The sequence below is a fragment of the Rossellomorea sp. LJF3 genome, assembly GCF_037046045.1.
GTDB lineage: Bacteria > Bacillota > Bacilli > Bacillales > Bacillaceae_B > Rossellomorea.
The window spans coordinates 29,319-54,425 of record NZ_JBANLY010000019.1; the positions used below are offsets into that span (position 1 = coordinate 29,319).

Consider the following 25,107-nt stretch of genomic DNA (forward strand, 5'->3'; position numbering starts at 1 on the left):
TTGGGACAGCACTCGATGCTCACTCTTCTTCACCTGGTACTTCAAACGGGTTTCCCCCGATATTTTTTCTCATTTCGTCTGTTAGTTCAAATGGAGTGTTTTCTTGTGTTTCCCCTGCTGCGAAATGGTGACTGCCATCAAAGTGAAATGGTTTACCTTCCAATGTCGACACCTCCGTTTTACTGTAGTATGACCATTATGTACAGGTCCATACAACACAGACCTTTTACCCGGTAGTATTTACTTAATTATAATATGCTTCACTTCCAGAAGATATCCTTTTTTCCCATTTTATATTGATATTTTTTATTTTCTAATACAACGACCTGTTCAGAGGATGCTATTGCCTCACGCTTTGTTTCCTCCACGAGATGCTGAATGAGACCATGGCACTGCTCTGCCCCTTTTACAAGCAGGGGCACACCGATCCAATCGATCCCCATCTCCCTGGAGAAGAACCCTCCCGCCGTCATAGTTGGAGGAACGGTGGGCGATGTGTTGGAAATGATGATTTTCTCCTCTTGCCCGTATCGGTGAAGTAAAATGCCACTTAGATCGGTTAAGGCAGGGACCACATACTTGGAATTCCTTCGTCCGATCGTATAGACGGGATTACCTTCTTCATCCGTACCGTGATACAGAATATGTCCCGTGTCTTTTTTTGTTAGCTGGTTAAAATATGGAACAGAAAGGATTTCTTTCTTCGTTAACTTCCCCGGTTTCAATATGTGTAAATGATAGGCTGCAGCCATGGACGTGGTATGGGTACCACCGAAATCGTTGTAAATATATATCATTTGATCACCTAAAAGAGATTCGTTTTCTTCAGTATGAACGGTTGGGGTGGAGAGTATCCCTTTTCCTTTTAATTCAATAAAAAAACCCGCCTCCGTTGGGGAAGCAGGAATTCACTGCCTGAATCAACCACCCGCAGGAGCGGGACCGGCTGCAGGTGCTGCTGTACGCTGACCAAGTTCCTGGTCCAGCACCAATAGAGCGGCGGGATTATCTCCGGCAAGTTTCAACCGATCGACAATCGTCATCGCCTGAGCTTCTTCATCAATCTGTTCTCTCAGAAACTCCTGAATGATGACAGCCGTTTGTTGATCATTTTGAGCGGCATAATTGTAGGCTTGTTGATAGGAGCTTGTAACGAACTGCTCATGCTCCAGCACCTTTTGAAACGTTTGAAGAGGGGTTCCATACTCCTTCGGCTGAGCAGGGAGCTGCTGAAGATCGACTAGCCCTCCCCTGTCTGTCACATAGTCGATGAGCTTCAGCAAATGTGATCGCTCTTCTTCCGACTGTAGTCTCAGCCAGCTCGCCATCCCTGTATAATTCTGATTCGCCATATAGGCGGACATGGCAAGATATAGAGTAGTAGACACGTGCTCGATCCCGATTAAATTATTTAAGAGCTTTTGAATTTGTTCGTTAAGCATACCTTTCCTCCTTTATAAAATGTATTGACCATTTATTTTATTGAAGGAAAGCAATAATTATGATTATTTCATGAACCTTACATATGCTGGTGTTGTTTCCCCTTCAGGAATCGTTTTTGTTTTCTTCTGATCACAAATTCTTCCAAGGTCCCGGAACCACACACGACACCAAGGACGATGAACACCAGTCCGAACAGATGATAGATTGTCACGGTTTCACCAAGAAAAATCGCCGCTCCAATAAGTGAGAAAAAGGTATTGAGATTCAGGAAGATCGATGTTTCGGCAGCCCCTATTTTTCCAATGGAATGATTGTAGATCATATGTCCGACTGCTGTGGCCAATATGGCCGAGGCAAAAAACAGCACCCATATGGAAACCGGTGCATCGCCTAATTGCTTCAGCCCTCCCGGCTCAGTGATCAGGCTGATGACAAACAGAACGACAGAACCGAACACAAGCATATACCCCGTCAATAAGCGGGGATCCAACGTCTTGGCGGCACGGCTTATGATGATGAAGCTCAATGCTTGAGAGAATATGGAGATGAAAATGAACAAATCCCCCATCTTCAGTCCTCCGATTCCTTCCCCTCCTGACAAAACAATGATCGTCACACCGACACTGCCTGAAAGAAACCCGATGATCTTAATCACGGTCGGACGGTTCCTGAGGATGATCGTCGCCATTAGAGCCGTTAATAATGGCCCCGTTCCAAGGATCAGTCCACCGTTTGTAGACGACGTTCCGGTTAACCCGACGGATAAGAAATAATGGTGACTGACCACATTCAACAGACCACCAGTAATGATGAACAGGAATTCCTTCCTTGTCGGCTTCCTGATTTTCCCCATAAGACCTAGGAGAATGAATACTGTAACACCTGCTGTGAAGATGCGAAGCGAGGTGATCGTAACAGGTGTAAATTCGCTTACAAGCGTTTTTAATGCCGGCACATTAAAGCCCCATATGAGCATGATGAACACAAGGATGATATACGTTTGCCATTTTTTCAATACGTCGGAGCCTTCTTTCTATACAAATATTTCATCCAATCATAGCATCCGAAAGCATTTCCGACTAGAGATAGAAATCCTTTTTTGGAAACAAAAGGACATTTCAGCTCTTAAATAGATAACACCTATATTCTCCCCGACCCAAGACTATGCTATAGTATAGGTCGAAAGGGGTTTTTAAACATGACAAATCAAGAACTGCCACCAAAAACGTGTACCATCGAGCGTTTAGTCACAAATGCGGAAGACGTTGAGAAAGTGCTTCAAGGAACGAAAACGGCGACCCGCCGAAATGGAAGATACGCCGATGTCGGGGAAATCATGGAGCTTCAAGGAAAGAAATACATAGTGAACAGCGTCTATTCCCAGACACTTGGCGAACTGACAGACGATCACGCAAAGCAAGAAGGATATCAATCAGTAGAGGATTATAAAAATGCCATCCTCTCTTTTCATCCAGGAATGCCGTGGCACCCCGGCATGAAAGTATGGGTCCACGAATTTAGTTTAGTGACAGAATAGAGCACTTCACATGGAGCAACTGCTATATCGATCATTGATCTATCTTCATGTCATAAGTGTGGTGGCTTCCATCGGGCCTTTTTTCTTACTTCTCTTGACGATGAAAAAGTTACGGACCGCTTCCCGGTCCATCCTGCCTTCGTACCTGGATACATTCCGGTACACCGTGCAGCTTTCCAAGCATTCAGGGCACGTCCTTGTCGGAACGGGGATCCTCCTCGTACTTCTTGGACCATGGACATGGACGACGCCGTGGATCATCATGACCCTCGTCATCATGTTCTGTTCTCTCTTCTTTCTGGCACGGGCATTTTCGCCGACTTTAAGGAAATTCGCAGAAGAAGATGCAGACAGGGAAAGGCTTGTTGGGAAGTTACATCGGACCGTTTGGATTTATCTCATTCTCCTCCTAACCATGCTGTGGTTTATGGTGGTGAAACCGGGGATGTGGGTGTAAAGTACGTGTACCAGGCACAAAGAGTGACTGTGCCTGGTACACGCTTTTTTTATTTCATGAAACTGCTTCAATAAAAATATGCCCTACTCATTTTCCTTATCCCCCTTCGAATCCAATACCTTCATAAAGTAGGCCGTCGGAAGTAACAGTCCGATCGCCGCTTCAAGCAGCGCAAAGAATCTGAGATGCCCCGTCGGGATATAATCCCCGTAGCCGACTGACAAAATCGTCACCCCGCTATAGTAGAGGTAGTTAAGGAATGTGTGCTCCACCGGCTTCCCACTCGGCGAGCTTACCCTGAGCATCGGATTGTCAAACGACAGGGCATAATAGAGTACAGAAAACGCGATCATGATACTAAAAAGCACAAAGAATAACTTCAAAAAAAGCGCTGTGCTGAAATAACTGTATTTAAAATGCTTATCCTTAAAAAAATAAATTAAGTTGGCCAAAATAAATAGAATGGCTCCTACTATAACGATGGTTGCCAAAACGTATGAATCCTCCTCTTGTCAATGTGGTATGTTTCATTTACCACGTTCGGTTTGTTTAAAACTTAAGACTTCAAATTCTTATTCCTCATCCCTAAAACCCACATATGATGTACCAATCCTCTAATTTGAGAAAGGTGAGAATGACATTGACTCTGCCATACAGTATGTATAGACCAACTCACGGCGGTGGAGGGCATGCAAGTTGGGGAAACGGGCACGGCCACGCGACATGGGGACACGGAACAAGCTGGAACCAGGGAGGGAATTGGAATCACGGGGGAAACTGGGGATATCACGGTTGGGGCTACCCGGGATTTGCAGCCGGTACAGTGACAGGTTTAGCCGTTGGGGCTGCTGCATCACCCGGACCTTACCCGGTGCCGGTTCCTGCTTATCCATATCCATATCCATATCCATACCCTTATCCCTATCCACCACCTTATCCCCAATCATAAGGAAACCAAAATCCCCGATCCTGGATGGAGTCGGGGATTTCCTGGTGATTGGCTTCTTTTGTTCGCATAGAAGCTGAATATTCATTCTCAATTAACCATGAAATTCCTCCCATGGAATAGAGTTAACGGCTCACGTGAATGCTGGAAGTTTTTCTATTGAAAAAATGTGGTATAATAGATTAGTTAGCAAATTATTCATAGATTCATATACACAAGGAGGAAGCAATATGGATTTCTTATTTCCACTTGGACTAGCCATATCTACCGGTGCAATCATTGCCCTTTTAAAAATCATAGCCATTGATATCATTTTATCTGGAGATAATGCCATTGTCATTGCAATGGCAACGAGGAGATTACCGAAAGACCTTCAGAACAAGGCGATTTTCTGGGGAACGGCGGGTGCCGTGATCCTGCGTATTTTCTTTGCTGCCATCATCGTCTATTTACTTCAGATCCCTTATGTACATCTCATAGGAGGAATCCTGTTACTATGGATTGCGTATCAGGTGCTCGTTGAAGATGAAGAAGAAGCCAATATCAAATCACACACCGGACTTAGACAGGCCATCATGACCATCATTGTCGCAGATGCTGCCATGAGTCTTGATAATGTCGTTGCAGTTGCAGGTGCCGCTCATGGACATATCGGTATGATCGCCCTTGGCGTCTTCATCTCGATCCCGATCATGATTTTTGGCTCGAAAGCCATTGTGAAGATCCTAGAAAAATACCGTTGGATCGCTTACCTCGGGGCTGGAATCCTAGCTTACACAGCAGGGGAAATGATCGTGTCGGATAAGAAGTTCCTGGATCTGATCAACCTACATCACGGTACCATTACCACCATTATTACAATCGGCTTAATGATCCTGGTCCTGCTCTTAGGCTACCTTGCCAACAAGCGTACCCAATCAAAATCAAACAGCCAAAGAAAAAACGTCCAACAATACAACGCATAACACATCCCAAGAAGCTTACCTAGGTAAGCTTCTTTTTTTGTGAGGGACGGACCTCACTTTCAGGCACCAAAACCCTGATAAATAAGGAGTTCCCCCTGCTGAAAGTAGGTCCGTCCCTCTATTTCATCATCTGCTTAACCAGCTCTTTATTTCTTTTTTTGAATACTTCGTTATGGGATGATACCATGGCGAATTCATTGGCTTCGGGTTGAATGAATTGCTTGGCTTTGTTGACCGCATTTGCTGCATCCTGGAAAGCCCCGGCAATCAAGTTCACTTTTCCGTCATGTTTCAGGATATCGCCTGCTGCATATAGCCCTTCTATTGATGATTCGCTCGTTGTCGTACCTGCTATATAATATTGATCGATCATGTCGATATTAAGTGAACTATTCTTAAGCAAGGAGGTATCGATTTCATATCCATGATTGATGATCACTTCATCGATTGACAGGTAGGAAACTTCATTTGTCTCGTGATTCTTCAACTCTACCCTTTCAATCGAATCATGGTCGTCACCTGCAATCAATTTAGAAATGGACGTATTTAGTAAGCAAGTAGCCGAGCTGTTCATGAGCTGTGCGCATTGTGCTTCGTGTCCTTTGAGGGCGTCTTTACGATAGGCAATGTATACCTTCTCCGCCACCGGCTCCAGTTCATTTGCCCAGTCAATCGCAGAGTTGCCTCCACCCGAGATGATGACGGTCTTTCCTATGAATCGTTTCAGTGATTTCACCGTATAGTTTAAATTGGTAACTTCAAAACGTTCGGCCCCTTCGATGTCAAGCTTTTGTGGATTGATGATCCCGCTTCCCACTGCGACGATAACCGTTTTTGAAAAATGTTTTTCACCGGAAGAACCCTCCAGAATAAAGATTCCCTCTTCGCTGCGGGTAATACATTCAACTCTTTCATTCAGGACGACCGTCGGATCGAATGTTAATCCTTGTTGAACAAGCTGCTCGATCAGTTTTGCCCCTGGCACGGGAGTGAGTCCTCCCACATCCCAGATCACCTTTTCGGGATATACATGTATCTTTCCGCCTAAGCTCGGCTGAAATTCAATGATCTTTGTTTTCATTTCCCTGAGACCGCTATAAAAAGCTGAGTAAAGGCCGGCCGGTCCTCCCCCGATGACCGTTACATCAAATAGTTCCTTCTCCATTTCCGCTCACTCCTTGAGTAACCAAACTGTAATTGATTATCATTCTCAATTACACCCTATCTCTTTTTCGTTCACTTGACAACCAAATTTTCTGTTGACATTGGGAAAAAAGGATTATAGTATTGGAGTTGTTCGAGAATGAGAATCATTATCAACTTTATAAATGGAGGTCATAAAATGGTACGCCTCTGTACAGACGAATTAAACATCGGTTACGGGGAACGCCTGATTGTGAAAAATCTCAGCGTTGACATCCCTGATAAAAAGATCACCACCATCATCGGATCCAATGGTTGTGGAAAGTCCACCCTCTTGAAAGCGATTACCCGTATCATCCCTCACCACTCCGGGAATGTTCTGTTGGATGGTGAAAACATTTCAAAAGGAAACACAAAGGAATTGGCAAAAAAGATGGCGATCCTCCCTCAAACACCTGAAAGTGCAAGTGGTTTGACGGTTGGTGAATTGGTGTCGTATGGACGTTTCCCCCACCAAAAAGGAATGGGACGGCTGACGAAAAAAGATTATGATGTGATCAATTGGGCACTTGAAGTGACTGGGACCCTTGAATTTAAGTACAGAGAAGTCGATGCCTTATCAGGCGGTCAGCGTCAACGCGTGTGGATCGCCATGGCTCTTGCCCAGGAAACAGACATCATTTTCCTCGATGAACCTACTACATATTTAGACATGGCCCACCAGCTCGAAGTACTTGAACTGTTACAAAAGCTCAACCTGGAACAGGAACGCACCATTGTCATGGTCCTGCATGATCTGAACCAGGCAGCCCGGTTTGCCGATTATATCGTAGCGTTAAAAGAAGGTGAAATCGTCAAATCCGGAAGTTGCGAACAAGTCATCACCCACGACGTATTGAAGAAGGTATTCCACATTGATGCCGAAATTGGAAGAGATCCCCGAACAAATAAGCCAATGTGTATCACATACAATTTACTCAAAGGAGAAGATCAACTTGAAAAAATGGCTCATTCCGTTTACTCTGCTGTTGGTGTTACTGGTTAGTGCCTGCAGCAACGGTTCAACGAAAGAAGAAGGCGCAGAATCAAAGGAAAAGGATAGTAAATCCGATACCATCACCTATCAATCTGAAAATGGTCCCGTAGAAGTACCCGCTGACCCACAGCGTGTCGTCGTTCTATCCTCATTTGCCGGTAACGTGGTGGCACTTGATGTGAACCTGGTCGGCGTCGACTCCTGGTCCAAATTGAATCCACGATGGGACAAAGAACTCGAAGGCGTAGAGGAAGTAACGGATGAAAGTCTTGAAAAGATCATCGAACTGGATCCGGATCTGATCATCGGTTTATCCAATATCAAGAATGTGGATAAATTAAAGGAAATCGCTCCTACGGTTACCTACACATATGGAAAAGTGGACTACTTAACCCAGCATATTGAAATTGGGAAACTATTAAACAAGGAAGAAGAAGCTCAGAAATGGGTGGATGATTTCAAAAAGCGTGCTCAAGCTGCCGGAGATGATATAAAAGCAGAAATCGGTGAAGATGCGACCGTTTCTGTCATTGAAAGCTTCAATAAGCAATTATACGTATACGGCAACAACTGGGGACGGGGTACAGAAATCCTTTATCAGGAGATGGATTTGAAGATGCCTGAAAAAGTAAAAGAACAGGCCTTGGAACCGGGATATTTTGCCCTTTCGACTGAGGTGATGCCTGAGTTTGCCGGAGACTACCTGATTGTAAGTAAAGATCCTAAAGCGGATAACTCCTTTATGGAAACCGAAACATATAAAAACATTCCTGCCGTGAAGAACAACCAGGTATTTGAAGTGAATATGATGGAATTTTACTTTAATGATCCTCTTACACTGGATTACCAGTTGGACTTCTTCAAAGACAAATTTCTAGGTAATTAATGCTTAAAGGGGGATTCTTATGATGAGAATTCCCCTTTTCCATACTTTAAAAAGAAAAGATGATGGATGATGCTAACTCAAAATCAACGAATTCCATTTATACTTAAATTGATCGGTGCAGCCTTTCTTTTTGCAGCTGCCTTCTTGGTGTCTGTTACATTCGGAGCTGCTGAAACAACGGTGAGGGATGTCTTTCATGCCCTGACTTTTTCAGCTGAAGGCGATAAAATAAACATCCTTCAAGAGATCCGCTTCCCCCGGGAAGTTGCCGCCATTGTGGTCGGGGCGGCCCTGGCCGTGTCTGGTGCCATCATGCAAGGAATGACACGGAATCCACTTGCCGATCCCGGTTTACTCGGCTTGACAGCCGGAGCGAATGCTTCATTGGCAGTCGCCCTCGCATTCCTCCCCTCCATCAGTTATGTCGGGATCATGATTGCCTGCTTCATAGGTTCTGCCGCAGGGGCCATTATGGTATTCGGGATCAGCTCCATAAAAAGGGGCGGTTTCTCCCCCTTTAGGATCGTACTGGCGGGAGCTGCAGTGTCTGCCTTTTTATTTGCCATTGCAGAAGGGATCGGCTTGTATTTCAAGCTATCGAAAGATGTCTCCATGTGGACGGCAGGTGGAATGATCGGCACTACCTGGTCTCAGCTGCAGGTGATCGTTCCGTTCATCATGATCGGTATAGTGGTCTCCTTACTTTTATCCAGACAGCTGACGATCTTGAGCTTGAATGAAGAAGTGGCGGTAGGCTTGGGACAGCGGACGGCGGTTGTCAAAAGTATCCTGTTCATCGTGATCGTCCTGCTTGCAGGTGCCGCCGTTGCACTGGTCGGGAATATGGTATTCATAGGGTTGATGATTCCTCATATGGTCCGGGCGGTTGTCGGGACAGATTACCGTTTCATCATTCCGATCTCCTCCCTGTTTGGAGCTTCATTCATGCTAATGGCAGACACACTTGGACGCACGATCAATGCTCCATACGAAACACCCGTGGCAGCGATCGTCGCGATGATGGGACTTCCTTTCTTCCTGTTCATCGTACATAAAGGAGGGAAAGGATTCTCATGATACATCCTGATTTGATAAAAAAACAACGATGGCTAGTTTTAGCTTTTTTCATACTAATTGTCACAACAGCCTTTATCAGCATCGGACTGGGCTATTCTTCTGTTTCGTATGGCAGACTCCTCCCCACTCTGTCGGGTGATGGGTCATTCAAAGAAGAATTCATCCTCTTTTCCATCCGTTTACCGAGGATCATCATTACGATTCTCGCAGGGATGGCCCTTGCCTTATCCGGTTCCATCCTTCAGGGGATGACCCGGAACGACCTTGCCGACCCCGGGATCATTGGAATCAATTCAGGTGCAGGTGTTGCCATTGCCATCTTCTTTTTATTTTTTCCAATCGATGCGGGGTCATTTGCTTATCTGCTTCCGGTTGTGGCTTTCTGTGGGGCGCTCCTTACAGCCTGCTTGATTTACTTATTTTCATATAGTAAGAGAAACGGGATACAGCCTGCCCGGCTCGTCTTAGTGGGAGTTGGATTCTCCATGGCCTTGTCGGGGCTCATGATCATTCTGATTTCGAGTGCTGAACGGGCAAAGGTGGATTTCATTGCCAAATGGCTGGCGGGGAATATCTGGGGTGCCGACTGGCCGTTCATATGGGCGATTCTTCCTTGGCTTGTAATCCTCATCCCATTTGCACTTTATAAATCTCAGATGCTTAACCTGCTGGGATTAAGTGAACCCGTTTCTGTGGGGGTTGGTGTCTCAATCAACCGTGAGCGGTTCCTGATGCTGATCGTAGCAGTCGCCCTGGCAGCCTCTGCCGTTTCGGTTACAGGCGGGATCGCCTTTATCGGTCTGATGGCCCCTCATATGGCAAAAGCGATGGTCGGGCCGCGCAATCAACTGTTCATCCCCATCGCCATACTACTCGGAGGCTGGCTCCTGCTCCTCGCCGATACCATCGGCCGGAACATCCTCCAACCCGACGGAATCCCCGCCGGCATCATGATCGCCCTCATCGGCGCTCCCTACTTTATGTACCTGTTACTTAAGAGGGACGGACCTCACTTTTCAAGGTGAAATGTGATAAAGACGGGCTTTGTTCTGAAAAAAGGAGGTCCGTCCCTCCATAAAAAGGCCGATCCCCACTTTCATGTGGGGGTCGGCCTTTTTTAAATAGGATAGGAGTGGCAATCCATCGATCGAGTTTTCGGATGCCCACTTTTTTGTCGAGGCTTAGTTTCAGCTTTCCGCATTCCCTACCTCAATGTCGGACTGACTGCATTTTCGCTATATTCCTCCTCTGCCTCGACCTCTACAGGCTTCTTACTCCAAAACGTTGCAAGGATCGGTCCTGAAATATTATGCCATACAGCCGCTATGACACTCGGCAGGGCAGCGAGAGGGCCAAAGTGGGCAGTGGCGAGGGCCACACCGAGTCCGGAGTTCTGCATTCCCACTTCAATGGAGATAGCGCGTCTCGTCCCTTCATCAAGCTTCATCAGGACACCGGTGCCGTATCCCAAGCCAAGGCCAAATAGATTATGCAGGATCACAGCCGTGAAGATGATCGCCCCGGAAGATGCGATATTTTCAACATTTGCAGAAACGACGGCTGAAACGATGATGATGATCGCGAGAACTGAAATAAGCGGAATGACGTTCAGGCTTTTTTCCACAGTACCCGGGAATAGCTTTCGTATCACTAACCCAAATGTGATTGGCAGGATGATTACCTGCACGATTGAAAGAAACATGGCGACGGGGTCGACGGGCAGCCATTGACCGGCAAGACCGAGAAGGATCAGTGGCGTGGCAATGGGCGCCAAAAGCGTCGACAGTGAAGTCATGGCGACGGATAACGCCAGATTTCCTTTAGCCAGATACACCATGACGTTGGATGCCGTCCCACCTGGAACAGACCCTAATAATACCAATCCGGCAGCCAATTCAGCCGGGAGACCAAGTATGTAAGCAATTAAAAATGCACCCAGTGGCATGATGAGAAATTGTGCCAGGACCCCTGTGATGACAGGAAGAGGTTTTTTTAGTACCAGTTGAAAATCAACGGGCTTCAAAGTGAGTCCCATGCCAAACATCACGACACCCAATAGAATCGTAATATATGCTCCTAAAGATAGAAATGGAGCAGGAATAAAATAAGCGACAGCCGCTACCAGGATGACCCATACCGCAAAGTACTTCCCTGCCAGGTTACTGATGGTTTCAAGTAGTTTCATTTGGATTCCTCCTTCTTTTTATGTACCAGTTTATGAGGGTTGAAGATTCCACCGGGATCAAGTGCCAGTTTGATTTTCTCCATGACCTTCAGGGCTCCCCCGTGTTCCCGCTCTTGATATTTCATCTTCCCTACACCCACTCCGTGTTCCCCTGTGCATGTTCCATTCCGTTCAAGGGCGTATTCCACAATCATTTCATTATAGATGCCGGCTCTCTTCACCTCATCCGGATCATTCAAGTCAATCATGAGTGAGGTATGATAATTCCCATCTCCCACATGTCCGAGAATTCCTCCGATGAGCTCTAATTCTTCTAGCTTTTTCCTGGCGTGCTGAACGGCACCGGATAATTCAGAAATGGGTAAGCAGACATCCGTCACCATGAGTTTCCTTCCCGGGTGACCATGCACATAAGCATAGGCGAGATTATGCCTCGCTTCCCACAATTTGATCCTTGCTGCCGTATCCTCTTCAAAGACAATCTCTTCACACTGATGATCGGCCACTATTTCTTTCGTGAATTCAACGTCTTGATTCAGACCCGCTTCATTTCCATGAAACTCAAGGAACAGAGTCGGGTTTTCCTTATAGTCCGTATCACTGAACCGGTTCACTTGAATCATGGACGGCTCATCTACAAGCTCACACCTGGCAATCGGGATTCCAGCCTGCAGGATTGAAACAACGGCTTCTACTGCATCATCCACATGTTTGAAAGAAGCACGTGCTGCCACGATGTGTTCAGGGATGCCGTATACGCGGAGGGTCAATTCCGTGATGCATCCCAGCGTCCCTTCAGACCCTACGAATAAGCTATTCAAGTGATAACCCGAGGAGGATTTCTGTGCCATATTCCCGGTGTGGATCACTTCTCCATCTGGGAGTACCACTTCGAGATCACGTACCTGATCACGCATGACTCCATATTTAACCGACGTCGTCCCACTCGCATTCGTCGCAGCCATCCCGCCGAGAGTCGCATCTGCACCTGGATCCACTGAGAAGAAGAGGCCATATTTCTTTAATTCTTTATTCAGCTGGGTGCGCGTCACACCGGGTTGAACCTTTACAAGGAAATCCTTTTCCCTTACCTCAAGAATCTTATTCATCTCGGAAAAATCGATCGTGATCCCTTTGTCATACGGGATGACGTGCCCTTCAAGACTGGTGCCAAGTCCAAAAGGAATGATGGGGATTTGATGATCGGATGCCACTTTCACGACAGCCCTCACGTCTTCACTGCTACGGGGAAACACCACCACATCTGGCGGGCTTGGGGAGTGATAAGACTCATCTTTCCCATGCTGATCGAGAACCGTTTCATTCGTCGTCACCTGCCCATTGCCCACAACCTCCCTTAATTTATCCAACAAACGACTATCCTTCACACTCATAAGCCCTCTCTCCTTCAAAATGTATAATGTATCGAATTATACCCAATAATCAGAATATTTCAATAGTCAATTGGGATTCTTTTAAGATATCATTTGAGGGACGGACCTCCAAAAGCGGCCATTTTACAAAGAAATCCTTATCATAACGGGATTTCGACAAGGTCCGTCCCTCCAAAAAAAGTGGTATCGGAAGAGTTCCGATACCACTTTTTCGTCATTTATGGTCTTTTTTTAGTTTTTCATTTAAGAGGGTGAACATTTTTTCCAGGTTTTCTTTGGTTACGGTTTTGTATTGATCCCCGATGTTTGCTTCAAATACACATTCATTTTCGCTTACTTCTTTCACGTAGCCGGTTAAGCCGATCCCCGTTTCTTCATACACTTCAATCAGAATGGCTTCGATCTGCTTTTGAGGGTAGTGGAAGAAGACGTGAAACATATTCGAAACAGGCGTTTCTGGCAGGGTCCTGATCCCCTCACAACCTTTCAAATAAGCAGCCAGTTCTTTCGCTCCTTCATAATACTGTTCCATCTTATCGACACGTTGATCGAAATAGTAGTCGGCACTGATAATGTATGGATAAAGACTGATCAGATCACCACCATGGCGCCTTTTCCAGACCTTGGATTCGTCAGTGAATGCCTCGTCGCCTGCAAGGATCGCTCCAGCGATTCCTCCGAACCCCTTATAGAACGAAATATAGACGCTGTCAAATAACTCACAGATTTCTGCAGCACTCTTCCCGTAATAAGGGAGCACTTCATAGAGTCGTGCCCCGTCCAGATGGACCTTGATCCCCTTTTCGCGGCAATATTGAGAAATGGCTACAAGGGTTTCATACTCAGGCAGCTGTCCTCCTATTTCCCGTTGAGGCAGCTCCAATAATAAGCATGCAATCTCTTCTTTCAAACCGACAACATCTTCAAGAGTAATCACCCGGTCCTTATCCGCCAATAATATGGGCTCGATCCCGTGTAATTTCTTCAAGCCATCCTCTTCATGTATTTCCAGGTGGCATAAAGGATGGTACGCCACTCTCTGCACCTCTTTTTGATCACACCAAATGCGGAGGGCAATCTGCTGGGCCATCGTCCCGCTCGGAAAGAACACGGCCTGTTCTTTCCCCAGGCTCTCCGCCATCTTTTGTTGAAAATCTTCGATGATCTTTCCTGATCCGTAAATATCGCTATCCAAATCACCATCGAATCCCTCAAGTGCCTCTTTCAGGACATTAAGATCCCTTTTCCCATGACCCTGTAAAGGATGTTCCGCATTTTTATACGCTTCAAATAACTTTTTTTCCCCCATCAAGATTCCCCCTTCTATGATTTCATCGCCTCAGCAATGAACCCCTTGATCCGTTTCTTATATTCTTCACCTTGAACTGTGAACCCTTCTGTATGTCCCGCCCCCGGTACGATCCATAATTCTTTCAGACCGTTCGCAGCCTCATACAAGCGATGGGCCATCTCCGTCGGAACCAGTTCATCCTTATCTCCGTGAATGATGAATAGGGGCAAATGGTTCTTCTTCACCTGTTCCAATGCGGATGCTTCCTTGAATGAATAACCTGCTCTCACCTTTGTCACCACACCTGTGATGTCCATAATCGGAAACGCAGGTAAACGATAAAGGTATTTCAACTGATGGGCAAGCTCCTCGTCCACTGAAGTATATCCACTGTCCGCAATAATTCCCTTCACCTCTTCCGGAAGGTCTTCACCACTCGTCATCAACACGGTTGCGGCCCCCATTGAAAAGCCATGAAGAAAAATGGTGTCCTGCCCTTTTTCATGGATCAACAGATCGATCCACTTTTTCACATCCAGTCGATCGTCCCAGCCATAGCCGATATAGTCCCCTTCACTCTTACCATGCCCCCGTGCATCAGGCTTCAGGATATTGTATCCCTCTTCATAATAGAATCTGGTGATCTCCGGCATTTGCTCACTGTTTCCCTTATATCCATGAGCGAGGATCACCGTCTTCCCATTTGGCGACTCGTTCTCGAGGTATTGGGCTCTGAGGGTCAATCCATCCTCCGATTCAACCTCCTCCGTTCGAAAATCCCGCTTACTTGTCCAGTTTCTTAATTCTTCCAACCTCTCCTGTTCTTCCTCCAATGCACTGACCGCTTCAACCGCTTCTTCCGTGCCGCCGTACAGCTCCACTGCTTCATTGCTGCGATTGATGGCTACATCATAAAAGTAGTTGCCGGCGACAGTCAGACCAAGGAGTAGAAACAACAACAAACTGCTGACAATCCACAGAATTTTCTTTTTCATGGCCCGTTCTCCTTCATACAAGTAGTTATCTCTATTTTACTTGAAGGCTGCCTAAGTTTCACAGAAAAAAGACCTGCTCAAATGTTCTCTCCATACCTGATTCGTTTCGAAAAAAAACACCCAGGTTCACTGAGCGTCTCTGTTAAAGTCTAAGCCATGACATTACTGCTTTCACACCATCTGTTCATCTGCGCTTTTTCAATGAACTCTGCGCGTTCAGCGTATATCCGGATCACATCACGAATCTCTTCAGGCAAGTATTTTTCATTTCGGCCGTGACCGAGGGATTCATAACCGGATCCCCGCAGTAAATAATCAGAAGAGGCAACGGAATACCATTTCTCATCCTCCAAGGGCGCACCTTTGATGAGGATTTCAGAAATTCGCCGTCCTTCTTGGATAATTTCTGCACCTGACACATGAAGTCTGCCTACGAATTTCCCCCTGAAGCCCGGACCTCTTCCATCAGCCAAACATACCTGGGCATCCAGGGATTCCTCGATCGCCTTCCGGATATGCTTTCCCTGGATTTCGAATGAGGTCGGATTCAATGGGGATGGACAAATTTCGATGAGTTTCTTATGACTGATATCCTGAAAAGCCCCGGCGTTCACGATGCCACTATTGATCAAACCGAAATCGCATTTCAGCATATCCTGCAGTCCGTCAGCAATCAAATTCGTCATCGGATTCTCCTCCATCACATCATGCCAAAGGGGCCGGTGGAGTGTGTAAAGCGGCCTGCTTAACACCTCGATCGCTTTTTCTTTATTTTTCTTCAGAATACCGATTACCTCATGATCAGGTGCAAAGGGCTGTGTCGAAATCGTTTCACCGCTTATCAATTCGACTCCCTCATTTGTTACATCCACTTCAACCAGACCCACGTACTCCCCATAGCAGCCTGCACTGTTCAACACAGTACCATTCACACTCTTTGCCCGTGCATAGAGCTGATGATCATGAGCTGAAAGAATAATATCCACCTCATCGAGCTCATTCGCAAGTTCCTCGTCGGCTTCTGTACCCACATGATTCAGAAGAATACAGACGTCGTATGTTCCATCGTGGCGAACGAGTTCCTCCTTGATGGCATTCTTATAATCCGTAATATGTACCCCAAGACCGTCATTGAAACCCTGCAGGTCAGGGGATGCACCCGTTATGAAAATTCGCAGGCCGTTTTTCTCCAGAATGACGCTTGACTTCACTCCGCTGATGGGTGACTTGTCTTTTCTATACAGATTATTGCTGATAAAAGGGATCGGACTATTACCGGCCATATGTTCAAGAGTATCGAAGCCGTTGAACATCTCATTGTTCCCGATGGTCAATGCATCATAGCCGACACTACTAAGCAGTTCAATCGCAGCCATTCCCTTTGTTCCCTGAAGCTCGATGCTTTTGAAATCGGCAAAATCTCCCCCGTCCAGCACAATCGTATTCTCATCTTTATACTCTTTGATCAGTGTAGCCGCCCTGCCAAATGCCTCAAAGTGGCTGTGTACATCATTTGTATGTAATATTTTCAGTTTCATCTTAACCCCCACATATGTTTGTCAGAAAAATCTCTCTATTTAATAGTATAGGAGTTTATGATTGTGTAAAGGCCTTTTATGGAAAAAAAAGAGCTTATCAACCATGGCATGGGAGGTAGGCTCTACACTTAAGATTCTTCAGTTTGATCATCTACCAGCTCTGTATAGACAACAAGTCGTTCCACGTAGTTATGAATGTCATGATCGAAATAACCTGTGCATGTGATCAGATTCAGCATTCTTTTCTCACTCGGTCCAAAAATCTTTCGAAGTGGTGCATCATCTTTATCGTAGGCGACCTTTTCCCTCACCACGAATGTAAGGGTTTCTCCAGTTTCTCCCTGCACATGGATCTCATCACCGGGCTCAAGTGTCTTTAGCTCAAAAAAAACAGCCGGTTTCTTCTCATCATCTACATGTCCTGCAAGAACGGCATTCCCTTTTTCGCCCGGTTGAAAGCCCGGTTCAAACCAAGCTACATCCTTTCCGTTCTTCGGAAGCTCCATATTCCCGTTCTTATCCAGCCCGAACTCCTTAATCGGCGCCTCAAGTTCAAGCTTAGGGATCGATAGGACAGATGGTTTGATCTTGTTCTCTTCTTCTACTGATTCAGGCGTTTTGGCTTGAACAGGTTGTTCAACGGTGGATGATTGAACGCCGGTATCCGGAACGGTTTGAGGCTCTTCGGCGGCACAAGCCGCCAGAAGAGCCATAAGAGGAATAGTCAGTAATCGTTTTTTCATTATTTTTGCAGTTGTCTGCGTGTGACAAATAGTAGAGCTGCTCCACCTAACACCACTGCTGCAAGTACAATTGGAAGATTGGAAGATTGTTCAGTCGCCGCTCCGCCCATTCCTGTTTCAGGCATGCTTCCAGGCATCATAGTATAATCCTTCAATACAAGCACTTCTAATTGATCGGCCGTGTTTATGGCAAATACGCTGTATACCGTGTTTTCTTCAAGCATCGTACCGGACAGATCCAACACTTGATCTCCTTCAGGTGTTCTGATCTCTAAATCATATGTTCCCGGATCGAGTTCCTTGTAATCTGTGATCGCTTTGAATTCTGCCCCGCTGAAAAGTGCATCTCCACCTACAGGACCTACATCAACGGTCGGTGCATCCGGTGAAAGATGTCCAACGCGTACCTTCGTCATCCCTTCCGTTACATCCATCGAGTCTTGTGCCACGACTAGTTCCAGGTTTTCCAATGTATTGGCCGCTGCTACAGTGTAAGCCATACCTGCTTCAACCGTCAGGTCTTGAGAAATGACCGGATCTTCGCTTCCCATTGTCCCCGCAGCGTAAATTTCCACTTTATGGTCGCCGGCAGGAAGATTCATGTAATCCGTCGCTGCTTTAAATTCTGCACCTTCCACCACGGCATTTCCGTCAACATATACATCGACAGCCGGGGCATCTGGAGAAGCATGTACGATACGAACCATCGCATCATTTTCTGCTGCAAACGCACCTCCTGCCAGTGATAGGAAAAGCATAGCTGTTACAAAAATCGAAAAAAACTTTTTCATTTCATCCACTCCTTTAATTTTGTACAAGTTTTGTAGTTCACTTGTACATAAAATGTATAATTAAATGAAAAAGATTTCAACTTTGAACTGTACTGCTCAGCACATTCACTCTTCCACTTACAAATTTACAAATGGGAGGCTCGTCATTCAAACATCGGTACCTGGGGATCCTTAGCATAACAGTGGACAAGCATACTATGAAGCTGTCCACGATGGTGATAAAGATGAGCTGCGATCTCCACCAGCCACTCGAATCTCGTATACGTCACTCCCCAATAGGACGTGGTCTCTTCCATCAGCATTGCTTCCGTCCATGCCGCCACCCGCTCTTTCAGATAGTGAAAATTCTCCCGCAGTTCCTTTCTTATTTCATCGAGGGTATCCATAGATTTACTATAATAAAAAGAATCCATTTCTTCTTGACTTGCTCCCCCGGCGATGAGGTCATCTGCCATGCATATGAGAGAAATATGCGAAAGCAGCTCCCCTATGGAATGCTTGGAAGGAGTGGGTCTCATGAGTAGGTCTTCCTCTTTAAGCTCCTCCACCATTTCAATGATTGACTTTACGGCTACTTCGATTTGATGCAGGGTGCTTCGGCAATATACATTCATATTCATTCTCCTCATGACCTTTTAGCTTTTATTATACAAGGAGATATCGATGCATAAGAGTTTTGCCTGTTAAATTCAGTAGATATTTTGCCTGGTGAATTCGGATCGGATTTTGTCTGTTAAATTTGATTGATAGTTTGACAGTTGAATTCCCTCAGTTTTCAGCGGCTGATTTTCGCCATTATTTCAGCAGCTGAAATCCACTTCCAACACTAAAAGGTGCCAGGCACAGAATATTCATTCAGTGCCTGGCACCCTATCTAAAGAAAAAAGAGATGCTCCCTCCTTGGAGACATCTCTTTTCTAATTGCTTATTTACTTCCCTGACCCGCTTCTTCAAACTCTTTCTCTTCCACTTCGTTTGAAGCTGCTGCTTCCTTGTCTCCTGACTCGGAAATAACAGGCTGGTAATGCGTCGGTTGTGTCCTGTTTGCATACGACTTCAGTAATTCCCCAACATCGATGCCTGTCATTTCACGCAATGGCTCCTGCATGTCGAGCATCGTTCTTGTGATGCTTTTACCAAAGGATGGAACCCCCTGGCCATTACCGGAATCGATGATTTTGACTGAATCGATGTTATTGAGAGGCTGAGCGATTTTCTCGGCGAACACCGGCAGCATTTCGATTAGTTTCTCTGTGATGATGACATCTCCGTGTTTTTCCATGGCTTCAGCCAGGAGTTTACGGGATTCAGCTTCAGCTTTACCGCGTTCACGGATGACATCGGCTTCGGCGGACCCTTCTTCCCGGCGGATCTTCGCTTTTGCTTCCCCGTCGATTTCGGATTTCCGGGCTTCCGCTTCTGCTCTACGGGTCGTTTCGTAATAATCTGCATCCGCTTTCGTTTTACGGACTTTGGATTCTTCCGCTTCAAGCTTAACCGCACGTTCACGCTCAAGGAATTGAAGGGTCAGCTCTTCTTCTTTCACTTCCTTGGCAAGTTTGGCTTTTTCAAGCTCATATGACTGCTCCGATTTCGCTCTTGCCCGCTCGGTTTCTTCTTTGAATGCAGCATCTTTAATATCTTTTTCCTTCTTGGATTGGGCGATTGAAATTTGACGCTTGTACTCTTCTTCTTTCGCTTCCTGGTCGGTTTGCGCCCGGTGAATCCGCGTTTCACGTTCTGTATTCGCTTCTGCGATTTCCGCTTGCTTACGAACCTCTGCGATACGAGGACGGCCAAGATTTTTCAAATAGCCGTTTTCTTCATCAGCATCGCGGATATCCGTCAAACCGAGTGAAGTGATTTTAAAGCCCATCAAATCAAGCTGTTTCTGGGCGATTTCCGACACATCGGCATTGAATTTCTCGCGGTTGCTGTTGATGTCTTCAACGGTCATTTTGGAAAGAATCGCGCGGAGGTTACTTCCCAGCACCTCGATGATTTCATCTTCAATTTCTTTTTGATCCTTACCGAGGAACTGCTCGGCATAGTTTGCGATCCCGTTCAAGGTATCGGCAACCTTCACCATGGCCACGGCATCGGCCACGATCGGGACTCCTCCGTTTGTGTACACTCTTGGTGTCGATAGTTTCAATTGGAATGATGTCAGGTTAACAGGAGTGGACGTCTGGAAACGTCTTAATCTGTAACCTCCACCACGGATGATTTTCATGGAACGGCCTTCCTGGTCGGTGAAAATATTCGATTCCTTCTCGGGATCCCCCAGTTTCGGTCCGGTAATAATCAGTGCCTGGTTGGATTTCGCGGTACGATAGCGGAACCTCATCCAGAAGTAATATGCGATCCCCACAATTGCTGCTATAACCAGAACAGGAATCAGGAAAACGAAAAATCCAATTACACTCAATGATCCTAGCATTCTGACAACCCCTCTCAACAATTTTTAAATCAGCTATCTGATTTAATTTACATAAAAGTGCCGGCTACACTACTATATACGGATCTGAAGACGAAAAAGTTTCAATAAATTAGGCGAATCTCCTATTTTATATAAGAAATCTTGTGCACCCTTTTTTTCTTCACCCCATTTCCTTCTACTGTTTCAACGTAAAAAGATCTTTCGTCAAGGAAATCTTCTTCTCCAACATTTCTTCTTTCACCTTTTTCTTCACCCTGCTCCCTTCCCCCTCAATCAGCGATCTCCGTAAAGTGGCACTGATCGAGTTCACACATAGGATCAAAATTGCGAATAAGGTCAATGGAACGACCACAAGCATGGGACGCAGGAAGATCTGCTGAATATTGATGGCTATCGTCGCGGCCCATTCATTCGTTTCAGAGAAATAAACCGGAATGGTTTCCATGATACCGAAGTTTGCGATCTTCAAGCCACCTAAGCACATATGAAGGATGCCGAGCTGGATGAAGAGGGCAAGCGTCTGGGAAACCTGTTCTGAAAATAATACAATCGAATGCCTTCTGAACTGTGGCAGCAGATGCTGTTTGAACAGGTGGAACCTTCCTGCACCAATCGAACGTGACACCTGGATGAATTCATTTCCCATAAAAAGCTTCATCTCCTCCCCTAAGTAGATTCCGAGAGACGGGACTGTCACAGCCGCAATCGCAATCACTTGAATGAAGAAGTACCGGTTGGAAGGGAGGATCCCTGAATGAAAGGCACCTTCTAGTGGGACCAGAAGTGCAAATACGATGATGACAAGGGGGATATATTGAAAGGACTCCCCCAGCCCTTTAATGAATCTCCCCACAAATGCGGGGAGGAATGTGTACAATACTGCAAAGAAAAAGCCCAGTACCATCCGCAATAACGCAATGGCCAGCGCAGCAAAAATGGTATATTTCGCTCCGACTAATAAGAGCAGCAGAAAGTTTCTCCCGAGTTTATCACTCCCAAGAGGAGGCATTTCTCCAGGGGTGAACGGCGGGGCCGCTATCACTCTTCCATTCTCATCCGAGAGATAATCCACTACCTCGTCATAACCAGGGTCCATCACCGGAACCAGGAAGCTGATGACAATGAAGCCAACCAGTATAAGGATCGGCAGTGCCAAACGTTTGGCCATCCATCTATTCATACTGTTCCCCTCCTTCCAGCCATTTTGATAGAATCATGGACCCGATCGTGAACACAATAAAAAACGGAACAAAAATCAGAAGCATCCCGAGAAAAAATGCAGCAGGTGAACTGGTTGCCGTTCGCAGCAACGTCTGCATGAAGCCATTGATGTTAAATAGAAGTTCAATGATCAATAGATTTGAAAGCATCAGTAAAAAAATCGGCTTCAAATGAAAAAAGAAGTGAACCCAGACATTCCGGAAAAGATGGTGCCAAACCGTATAAGCCCTTCTGAAGCCTTTTGAATACGAAAACTCCACATATGGTTTACTTTCTTCTTCCTTGAGCTGAAACAAAAACTGTTTCAGCAAAAACACAACAGGCAGAACCGATAAACAAAGAATCGGCAAAAAGTAAATGCGATCTTCACCGAGGGCATAAATATCGAACACTAAGAGATTCGTTTTTTTAAATAACCAGATGATGAAAAGCTGAAATAGAACGACGATGAATACATCCGGCAGGGCATCCAGGACATTGACGATTTTAATAGAGAAACGATATGCTTTCCGTGGCAATAACATAAAGGCATAACTCACGAGGACGGCCAGGCAAATCGCTAAAAAGAATGAACTGAAAAGTATGAGAAAAGAGTAAAAATACGTTTGTGAAAAAACTTCCGTGATACTGTATTGCTTATTCCCATCCCCCCAATAAATATAAATCGACGATGGATGCATGATGTCAATCCAGGTCTGTTCCAGTCTGTCCCCATATGCTGCCAGGTTAATCAATAGCTCTGTATCATATGCGAGCAGAGAACCGATCCCGCTAAGTAAATACAACCCCAACACGACAACCAAAAAATGAAAGGGAATCTCAAACACCCTTTTCATATTATCCCTCCAAATAATTTCCAAATTGATACATTTTTTCTATATTTATGTTACAATACTGTAATATAATTGTAAACACTATTCTGAAAACACATAGTAGTAGGTGACTCTATCATGAAGGTAAATTTCTCCTCCAATAGATTCACCCATAATAAAAAGCTTGAGGAGATCTCCTCAAGCTTTTTAACAATATTGTTTTCTAACAACCATTAATCAAGGGACCGCACATAATCGGCAATCTTGGACATTTCGATCTGACTCAGCTCCGATTTCTCTTCGTATTGGTGGCGCTGGATGGATTCCTCAATGGTCTCGGCACTTCCATCATGAAGATATGGGCCAGTCGCCCACACTCCCACCAAACTAGGTGTATCAAAGCTTTTTCCATCACGTGGATTCGTGAAGTCCGCCCGGGCGTCACCTTTCGTTGACACGTCAAACCGGTTGGATGTTCCGATATCATGTAGATAGTCTGTCACATCCGTTGTCAGCTCCCCGTCCTCACCGGTTGCTTTCACACTATCCGTAAACTGACTGCCGCTATGACAAGAGATGCAGGAGGCTTTTCCTTCAAAGAGAGCCTTCCCCTCTTTCGCCGAGCTTGTTAATTCCCCATTTTCCTTATAAGGACTCTGTGGAACGGGGAAAGATGACGGCTCCTTCAGAAAGGCGAATAAATCATCATACATCTTCTCAACATCCGCCGGCAGTTCTTTACCCGGCTCATATTCCATCATGCCGCCCATTTCACCCTGGACCGTCAGGAGATAATCCGTAAAGTCATCCCGGCTGCCGTCCCAGGTAAAGAGCCCGGTTTCCGCAGTCCTCGTGTTCGTCGGGACATTTCGCTGACCTCTTCCAGTCATCAAGGTCAACCCGTTGATCTCTCCATCGCTGTGACAGGACACACAACTCATCCAGTTGTTACCGGTGATATCCGCTTCAAACTCATCGCTGTTGGCACTATAAAAAATAGTTTTCCCTTTACGAACCTGTGGATCGAGTGGATCTTTTTCGATCAGGGAGATGTTATCTTGAAGTTTTTTCGCCCTCGAGTGAGTAGAGCTGCCTCCCGAATCAATGGTCGCAAGGTCGTGACTCATGGCATTATGGACGTAAAGAGTTTCCCCGTTGTTACTTAATATGATTCCACGGGGATTATCCCCCTCGATCCTTCGTAGAATTTGAGTGGCATTCCCACCGCGCTTCAGATCAAAAACAACTAAGTCTTCACTTCCTGACATCACCACATATGCTTTCGATCCGTCTTTTTGGAAGGCCACATCATAAGGATTTGATACGATCATCGTCTCATTTTTCGAATCCAGCACATTGATTTCTTCGAACAATTCTTTTCTTTTATCCACCAATTCTTCATCTTTTTCCAGATCGATGATAGAAATGGCAGGGAAGATTGTTTCCTCAAATTGAATGGGCGTATCGACATTGGTTACCAAGTGAGGGATCCATGCCGTTTTCCCATCGGGTGCAATCACAAATTGCTCAAGGGTATTCGGGATTCCCTGGCTTTTTTTTCGGTCAGAAACATCAGGCGAGTCTGCCAGTTTAATTGTTTTTGCAACCTTTTTCTTTTCTGTATCCAGCACCGATATTTCGCCGGACAAATAATGAGGGATGTATAACTTTTTCCCATCCGCTGTTTCAGCCATCGTTCTTGGTCGATCGTCCACTGGGATCGTCTCAGTTACGTCCCCACTCTTCACGTCAACCGTCATGATCGTGCTTTCCCGGTAATTGGCTACATACAGGGTCTTACCATTTTGGCTTGTCAGAAGTCCAAAAGGCTCCTTTCCCACTTCATAGGAATCTACTACTTTCCCGTCTTCCAGTGAGATGACATCAATCTTATTATCATACCTGCACGAAACATACAGGCGATCTTCATCCGGTGATAAAGCCAATTGAACCGGTTCTTTCCCGACAGGAATTTCTTCTTCAACCTTCTGTGTTTTCTCATTCACAATGGAAACCGTATTTGCGTCAAGATTGGCAATGTATAGCTCGGTTCCTTCTTTGTTCTGAAGGATATTATCGCTATTGATCGCTTCTTTCCGAACTGACTCGAAGCTCGGGTCATCTTTGGTTGCGGTTTGAACCGAACATGCAACAAGCGTTCCTGCTATGAGAAACGCTGCTGCATATCCTATCATTTTCTTCATAGG

The 25,107-nt window shown here is 45.7% G+C and carries 26 protein-coding genes; 7 read left to right on the forward strand and 19 right to left on the reverse strand.

All coding sequences use genetic code 11. From position 1 onward, the window contains the following. Positions 1 to 19 precede the first annotated feature (19 nt). From V8G47_RS16215 to V8G47_RS16230, 4 genes are all read right to left on the reverse strand, one after another. Positions 20 to 163, reverse strand: coding sequence for a hypothetical protein (locus V8G47_RS16215; RefSeq protein WP_179886594.1), 144 nt, complete (start codon positions 161 to 163; stop codon positions 20 to 22). 97 nt (positions 164 to 260) lie between these two features. Continuing rightward, positions 261 to 797 (reverse strand): DUF3189 family protein, encoded by a 537-nt coding sequence (locus tag V8G47_RS16220; protein ID WP_336201037.1) that lies wholly within the window; start codon positions 795 to 797, stop codon positions 261 to 263. A gap of 123 nt (positions 798 to 920) precedes the next feature. Continuing rightward, a complete protein-coding gene (locus V8G47_RS16225) occupies positions 921 to 1,442 on the reverse strand; it encodes a ferritin (protein ID WP_336201038.1) in 522 nt (173 codons plus the stop codon). 77 nt (positions 1,443 to 1,519) lie between these two features. Next, entirely contained in the window at positions 1,520 to 2,458 is a 939-nt protein-coding gene (locus V8G47_RS16230) for a DMT family transporter (RefSeq protein ID WP_336201039.1), read from the reverse strand. Between the two features lie 183 nt (positions 2,459 to 2,641). Here V8G47_RS16230 and V8G47_RS16235 point away from each other — a divergent pair, with 183 nt between their 5' ends. Both V8G47_RS16235 and V8G47_RS16240 read left to right on the forward strand, forming a co-directional pair. Further along, the gene (locus tag V8G47_RS16235; protein ID WP_336201040.1) at positions 2,642 to 2,980 is read left to right on the forward strand and encodes an ASCH domain-containing protein; all 339 of its coding nucleotides are present in this window, start codon (positions 2,642 to 2,644) and stop codon (positions 2,978 to 2,980) included. A 19-nt stretch (positions 2,981 to 2,999) separates the two neighbouring features. Further along, positions 3,000 to 3,437, forward strand: coding sequence for a hypothetical protein (locus V8G47_RS16240; RefSeq protein ID WP_336201069.1), 438 nt, complete (start codon positions 3,000 to 3,002; stop codon positions 3,435 to 3,437). Positions 3,438 to 3,520: 83 nt separating this feature from the next. Here the strand turns inward: V8G47_RS16240 and V8G47_RS16245 are convergent, their stop codons facing one another. Both V8G47_RS16245 and V8G47_RS16250 read right to left on the reverse strand, forming a co-directional pair. Beyond that, a complete protein-coding gene (locus V8G47_RS16245; protein ID WP_336201041.1) occupies positions 3,521 to 3,928 on the reverse strand; it encodes a potassium channel family protein in 408 nt (135 codons plus the stop codon). A gap of 123 nt (positions 3,929 to 4,051) precedes the next feature. Further along, positions 4,052 to 4,471 (reverse strand): hypothetical protein, encoded by a 420-nt coding sequence (locus tag V8G47_RS16250; RefSeq protein ID WP_336201042.1) that lies wholly within the window; start codon positions 4,469 to 4,471, stop codon positions 4,052 to 4,054. A gap of 142 nt (positions 4,472 to 4,613) precedes the next feature. Here V8G47_RS16250 and V8G47_RS16255 point away from each other — a divergent pair, with 142 nt between their 5' ends. After that, positions 4,614 to 5,348, forward strand: coding sequence for a TerC family protein (locus V8G47_RS16255; protein WP_336201043.1), 735 nt, complete (start codon positions 4,614 to 4,616; stop codon positions 5,346 to 5,348). A 118-nt stretch (positions 5,349 to 5,466) separates the two neighbouring features. Here V8G47_RS16255 and V8G47_RS16260 read toward each other — a convergent pair whose 3' ends face one another. After that, positions 5,467 to 6,513, reverse strand: a complete 1,047-nt coding sequence (locus V8G47_RS16260) for an NAD(P)/FAD-dependent oxidoreductase (protein ID WP_336201044.1) — start codon at positions 6,511 to 6,513, stop codon at positions 5,467 to 5,469. A 177-nt stretch (positions 6,514 to 6,690) separates the two neighbouring features. On the opposite strand from V8G47_RS16260, the gene V8G47_RS16265 reads away from it, so the two are divergent. From V8G47_RS16265 to V8G47_RS16280, 4 genes are all read left to right on the forward strand, one after another. Further along, positions 6,691 to 7,536, forward strand: a complete 846-nt coding sequence (locus V8G47_RS16265) for an ABC transporter ATP-binding protein (protein WP_336201070.1) — start codon at positions 6,691 to 6,693, stop codon at positions 7,534 to 7,536. Further along, the gene (locus V8G47_RS16270) at positions 7,487 to 8,413 is read left to right on the forward strand and encodes an iron-hydroxamate ABC transporter substrate-binding protein (protein ID WP_336201045.1); all 927 of its coding nucleotides are present in this window, start codon (positions 7,487 to 7,489) and stop codon (positions 8,411 to 8,413) included. The genes V8G47_RS16265 and V8G47_RS16270 overlap by 50 nt, the downstream gene beginning before the upstream one ends. 69 nt (positions 8,414 to 8,482) lie before the next feature. Continuing rightward, positions 8,483 to 9,490 (forward strand): FecCD family ABC transporter permease, encoded by a 1,008-nt coding sequence (locus tag V8G47_RS16275; RefSeq protein ID WP_336201071.1) that lies wholly within the window; start codon positions 8,483 to 8,485, stop codon positions 9,488 to 9,490. Continuing rightward, a complete protein-coding gene (locus tag V8G47_RS16280) occupies positions 9,487 to 10,515 on the forward strand; it encodes a FecCD family ABC transporter permease (RefSeq protein ID WP_336201046.1) in 1,029 nt (342 codons plus the stop codon). The genes V8G47_RS16275 and V8G47_RS16280 overlap by 4 nt, the downstream gene beginning before the upstream one ends. A 179-nt stretch (positions 10,516 to 10,694) precedes the next feature. Here the strand turns inward: V8G47_RS16280 and V8G47_RS16285 are convergent, their stop codons facing one another. The 12 genes from V8G47_RS16285 to V8G47_RS16340 form a co-directional block, all read right to left on the reverse strand. Next, entirely contained in the window at positions 10,695 to 11,675 is a 981-nt protein-coding gene (locus V8G47_RS16285; RefSeq protein ID WP_336201047.1) for a bile acid:sodium symporter family protein, read from the reverse strand. Then, complete coding sequence (locus V8G47_RS16290; protein WP_336201048.1) at positions 11,672 to 13,069, reverse strand: FAD-binding oxidoreductase; 1,398 nt, start codon at positions 13,067 to 13,069, stop codon at positions 11,672 to 11,674. Before V8G47_RS16290 ends, V8G47_RS16285 begins: the two co-directional genes overlap by 4 nt. Before the next feature lie 214 nt (positions 13,070 to 13,283). Continuing rightward, positions 13,284 to 14,378 carry a threonine aldolase family protein gene (locus V8G47_RS16295; protein ID WP_336201049.1) on the reverse strand — a complete coding sequence of 365 codons (1,095 nt, stop codon included), beginning with the start codon at positions 14,376 to 14,378 and terminating at the stop codon, positions 13,284 to 13,286. 14 nt (positions 14,379 to 14,392) lie between these two features. Beyond that, complete coding sequence (locus tag V8G47_RS16300; protein WP_336201050.1) at positions 14,393 to 15,355, reverse strand: alpha/beta hydrolase; 963 nt, start codon at positions 15,353 to 15,355, stop codon at positions 14,393 to 14,395. 149 nt (positions 15,356 to 15,504) lie between these two features. Then, on the reverse strand, positions 15,505 to 16,893 hold the full coding sequence (locus V8G47_RS16305; RefSeq protein ID WP_336201051.1) for a bifunctional metallophosphatase/5'-nucleotidase: 1,389 nt from the start codon (positions 16,891 to 16,893) through the stop codon (positions 15,505 to 15,507). Between the two features lie 128 nt (positions 16,894 to 17,021). Further along, positions 17,022 to 17,606, reverse strand: coding sequence for a class F sortase (locus V8G47_RS16310; protein ID WP_336201052.1), 585 nt, complete (start codon positions 17,604 to 17,606; stop codon positions 17,022 to 17,024). Between the two features lie 29 nt (positions 17,607 to 17,635). Then, on the reverse strand, positions 17,636 to 18,427 hold the full coding sequence (locus V8G47_RS16315) for a DUF4397 domain-containing protein (RefSeq protein WP_336201053.1): 792 nt from the start codon (positions 18,425 to 18,427) through the stop codon (positions 17,636 to 17,638). 143 nt (positions 18,428 to 18,570) lie between these two features. Continuing rightward, positions 18,571 to 19,041 carry a DinB family protein gene (locus V8G47_RS16320; RefSeq protein ID WP_336201054.1) on the reverse strand — a complete coding sequence of 157 codons (471 nt, stop codon included), beginning with the start codon at positions 19,039 to 19,041 and terminating at the stop codon, positions 18,571 to 18,573. Between the two features lie 311 nt (positions 19,042 to 19,352). Next, entirely contained in the window at positions 19,353 to 20,774 is a 1,422-nt protein-coding gene (locus tag V8G47_RS16325; protein ID WP_442970869.1) for a flotillin family protein, read from the reverse strand. A 268-nt stretch (positions 20,775 to 21,042) separates the two neighbouring features. Further along, a complete protein-coding gene (locus tag V8G47_RS16330) occupies positions 21,043 to 22,047 on the reverse strand; it encodes a hypothetical protein (protein WP_336201056.1) in 1,005 nt (334 codons plus the stop codon). Then, positions 22,040 to 22,924, reverse strand: a complete 885-nt coding sequence (locus V8G47_RS16335) for an ABC transporter permease subunit (RefSeq protein WP_336201057.1) — start codon at positions 22,922 to 22,924, stop codon at positions 22,040 to 22,042. The genes V8G47_RS16330 and V8G47_RS16335 overlap by 8 nt, the downstream gene beginning before the upstream one ends. Before the next feature lie 209 nt (positions 22,925 to 23,133). Continuing rightward, positions 23,134 to 25,104: a beta-propeller fold lactonase family protein gene (locus V8G47_RS16340; RefSeq protein ID WP_336201058.1), complete on the reverse strand. Its 1,971-nt coding sequence runs from the start codon at positions 25,102 to 25,104 to the stop codon at positions 23,134 to 23,136. Between the last annotated feature and the right edge of the window lie 3 nt (positions 25,105 to 25,107).

Bases quoted from the DNA above. Each gene is read 5' to 3' on its own strand.
- V8G47_RS16220 (WP_336201037.1), bottom strand. From the start codon at position 797: ATGATATATATTTACAACGATTTCGGTGGTACCCATACCACGTCCATG.
- V8G47_RS16225 (WP_336201038.1), bottom strand. From the start codon at position 1,442: ATGCTTAACGAACAAATTCAAAAGCTCTTAAATAATTTAATCGGGATC.
- V8G47_RS16235 (WP_336201040.1), top strand. From the start codon at position 2,642: ATGACAAATCAAGAACTGCCACCAAAAACGTGTACCATCGAGCGTTTA.
- V8G47_RS16250 (WP_336201042.1), bottom strand. From the start codon at position 4,471: ATGAATATTCAGCTTCTATGCGAACAAAAGAAGCCAATCACCAGGAAA.
- V8G47_RS16255 (WP_336201043.1), top strand. From the start codon at position 4,614: ATGGATTTCTTATTTCCACTTGGACTAGCCATATCTACCGGTGCAATC.
- V8G47_RS16260 (WP_336201044.1), bottom strand. From the start codon at position 6,513: ATGGAGAAGGAACTATTTGATGTAACGGTCATCGGGGGAGGACCGGCC.
- V8G47_RS16265 (WP_336201070.1), top strand. From the start codon at position 6,691: ATGGTACGCCTCTGTACAGACGAATTAAACATCGGTTACGGGGAACGC.
- V8G47_RS16275 (WP_336201071.1), top strand. From the start codon at position 8,483: ATGCTAACTCAAAATCAACGAATTCCATTTATACTTAAATTGATCGGT.
- V8G47_RS16280 (WP_336201046.1), top strand. From the start codon at position 9,487: ATGATACATCCTGATTTGATAAAAAAACAACGATGGCTAGTTTTAGCT.
- V8G47_RS16285 (WP_336201047.1), bottom strand. From the start codon at position 11,675: ATGAAACTACTTGAAACCATCAGTAACCTGGCAGGGAAGTACTTTGCG.
- V8G47_RS16290 (WP_336201048.1), bottom strand. From the start codon at position 13,069: ATGAGTGTGAAGGATAGTCGTTTGTTGGATAAATTAAGGGAGGTTGTG.
- V8G47_RS16295 (WP_336201049.1), bottom strand. From the start codon at position 14,378: ATGGGGGAAAAAAAGTTATTTGAAGCGTATAAAAATGCGGAACATCCT.
- V8G47_RS16300 (WP_336201050.1), bottom strand. From the start codon at position 15,355: ATGAAAAAGAAAATTCTGTGGATTGTCAGCAGTTTGTTGTTGTTTCTA.
- V8G47_RS16305 (WP_336201051.1), bottom strand. From the start codon at position 16,893: ATGAAACTGAAAATATTACATACAAATGATGTACACAGCCACTTTGAG.
- V8G47_RS16310 (WP_336201052.1), bottom strand. From the start codon at position 17,606: ATGGCTCTTCTGGCGGCTTGTGCCGCCGAAGAGCCTCAAACCGTTCCG.
- V8G47_RS16315 (WP_336201053.1), bottom strand. From the start codon at position 18,427: ATGAAAAAGTTTTTTTCGATTTTTGTAACAGCTATGCTTTTCCTATCA.
- V8G47_RS16320 (WP_336201054.1), bottom strand. From the start codon at position 19,041: ATGAATGTATATTGCCGAAGCACCCTGCATCAAATCGAAGTAGCCGTA.
- V8G47_RS16325 (WP_442970869.1), bottom strand. From the start codon at position 20,774: ATGAGGTTCCGCTATCGTACCGCGAAATCCAACCAGGCACTGATTATT.
- V8G47_RS16330 (WP_336201056.1), bottom strand. From the start codon at position 22,047: ATGAATAGATGGATGGCCAAACGTTTGGCACTGCCGATCCTTATACTG.
- V8G47_RS16335 (WP_336201057.1), bottom strand. From the start codon at position 22,924: ATGAAAAGGGTGTTTGAGATTCCCTTTCATTTTTTGGTTGTCGTGTTG.
- V8G47_RS16340 (WP_336201058.1), bottom strand. From the start codon at position 25,104: ATGAAGAAAATGATAGGATATGCAGCAGCGTTTCTCATAGCAGGAACG.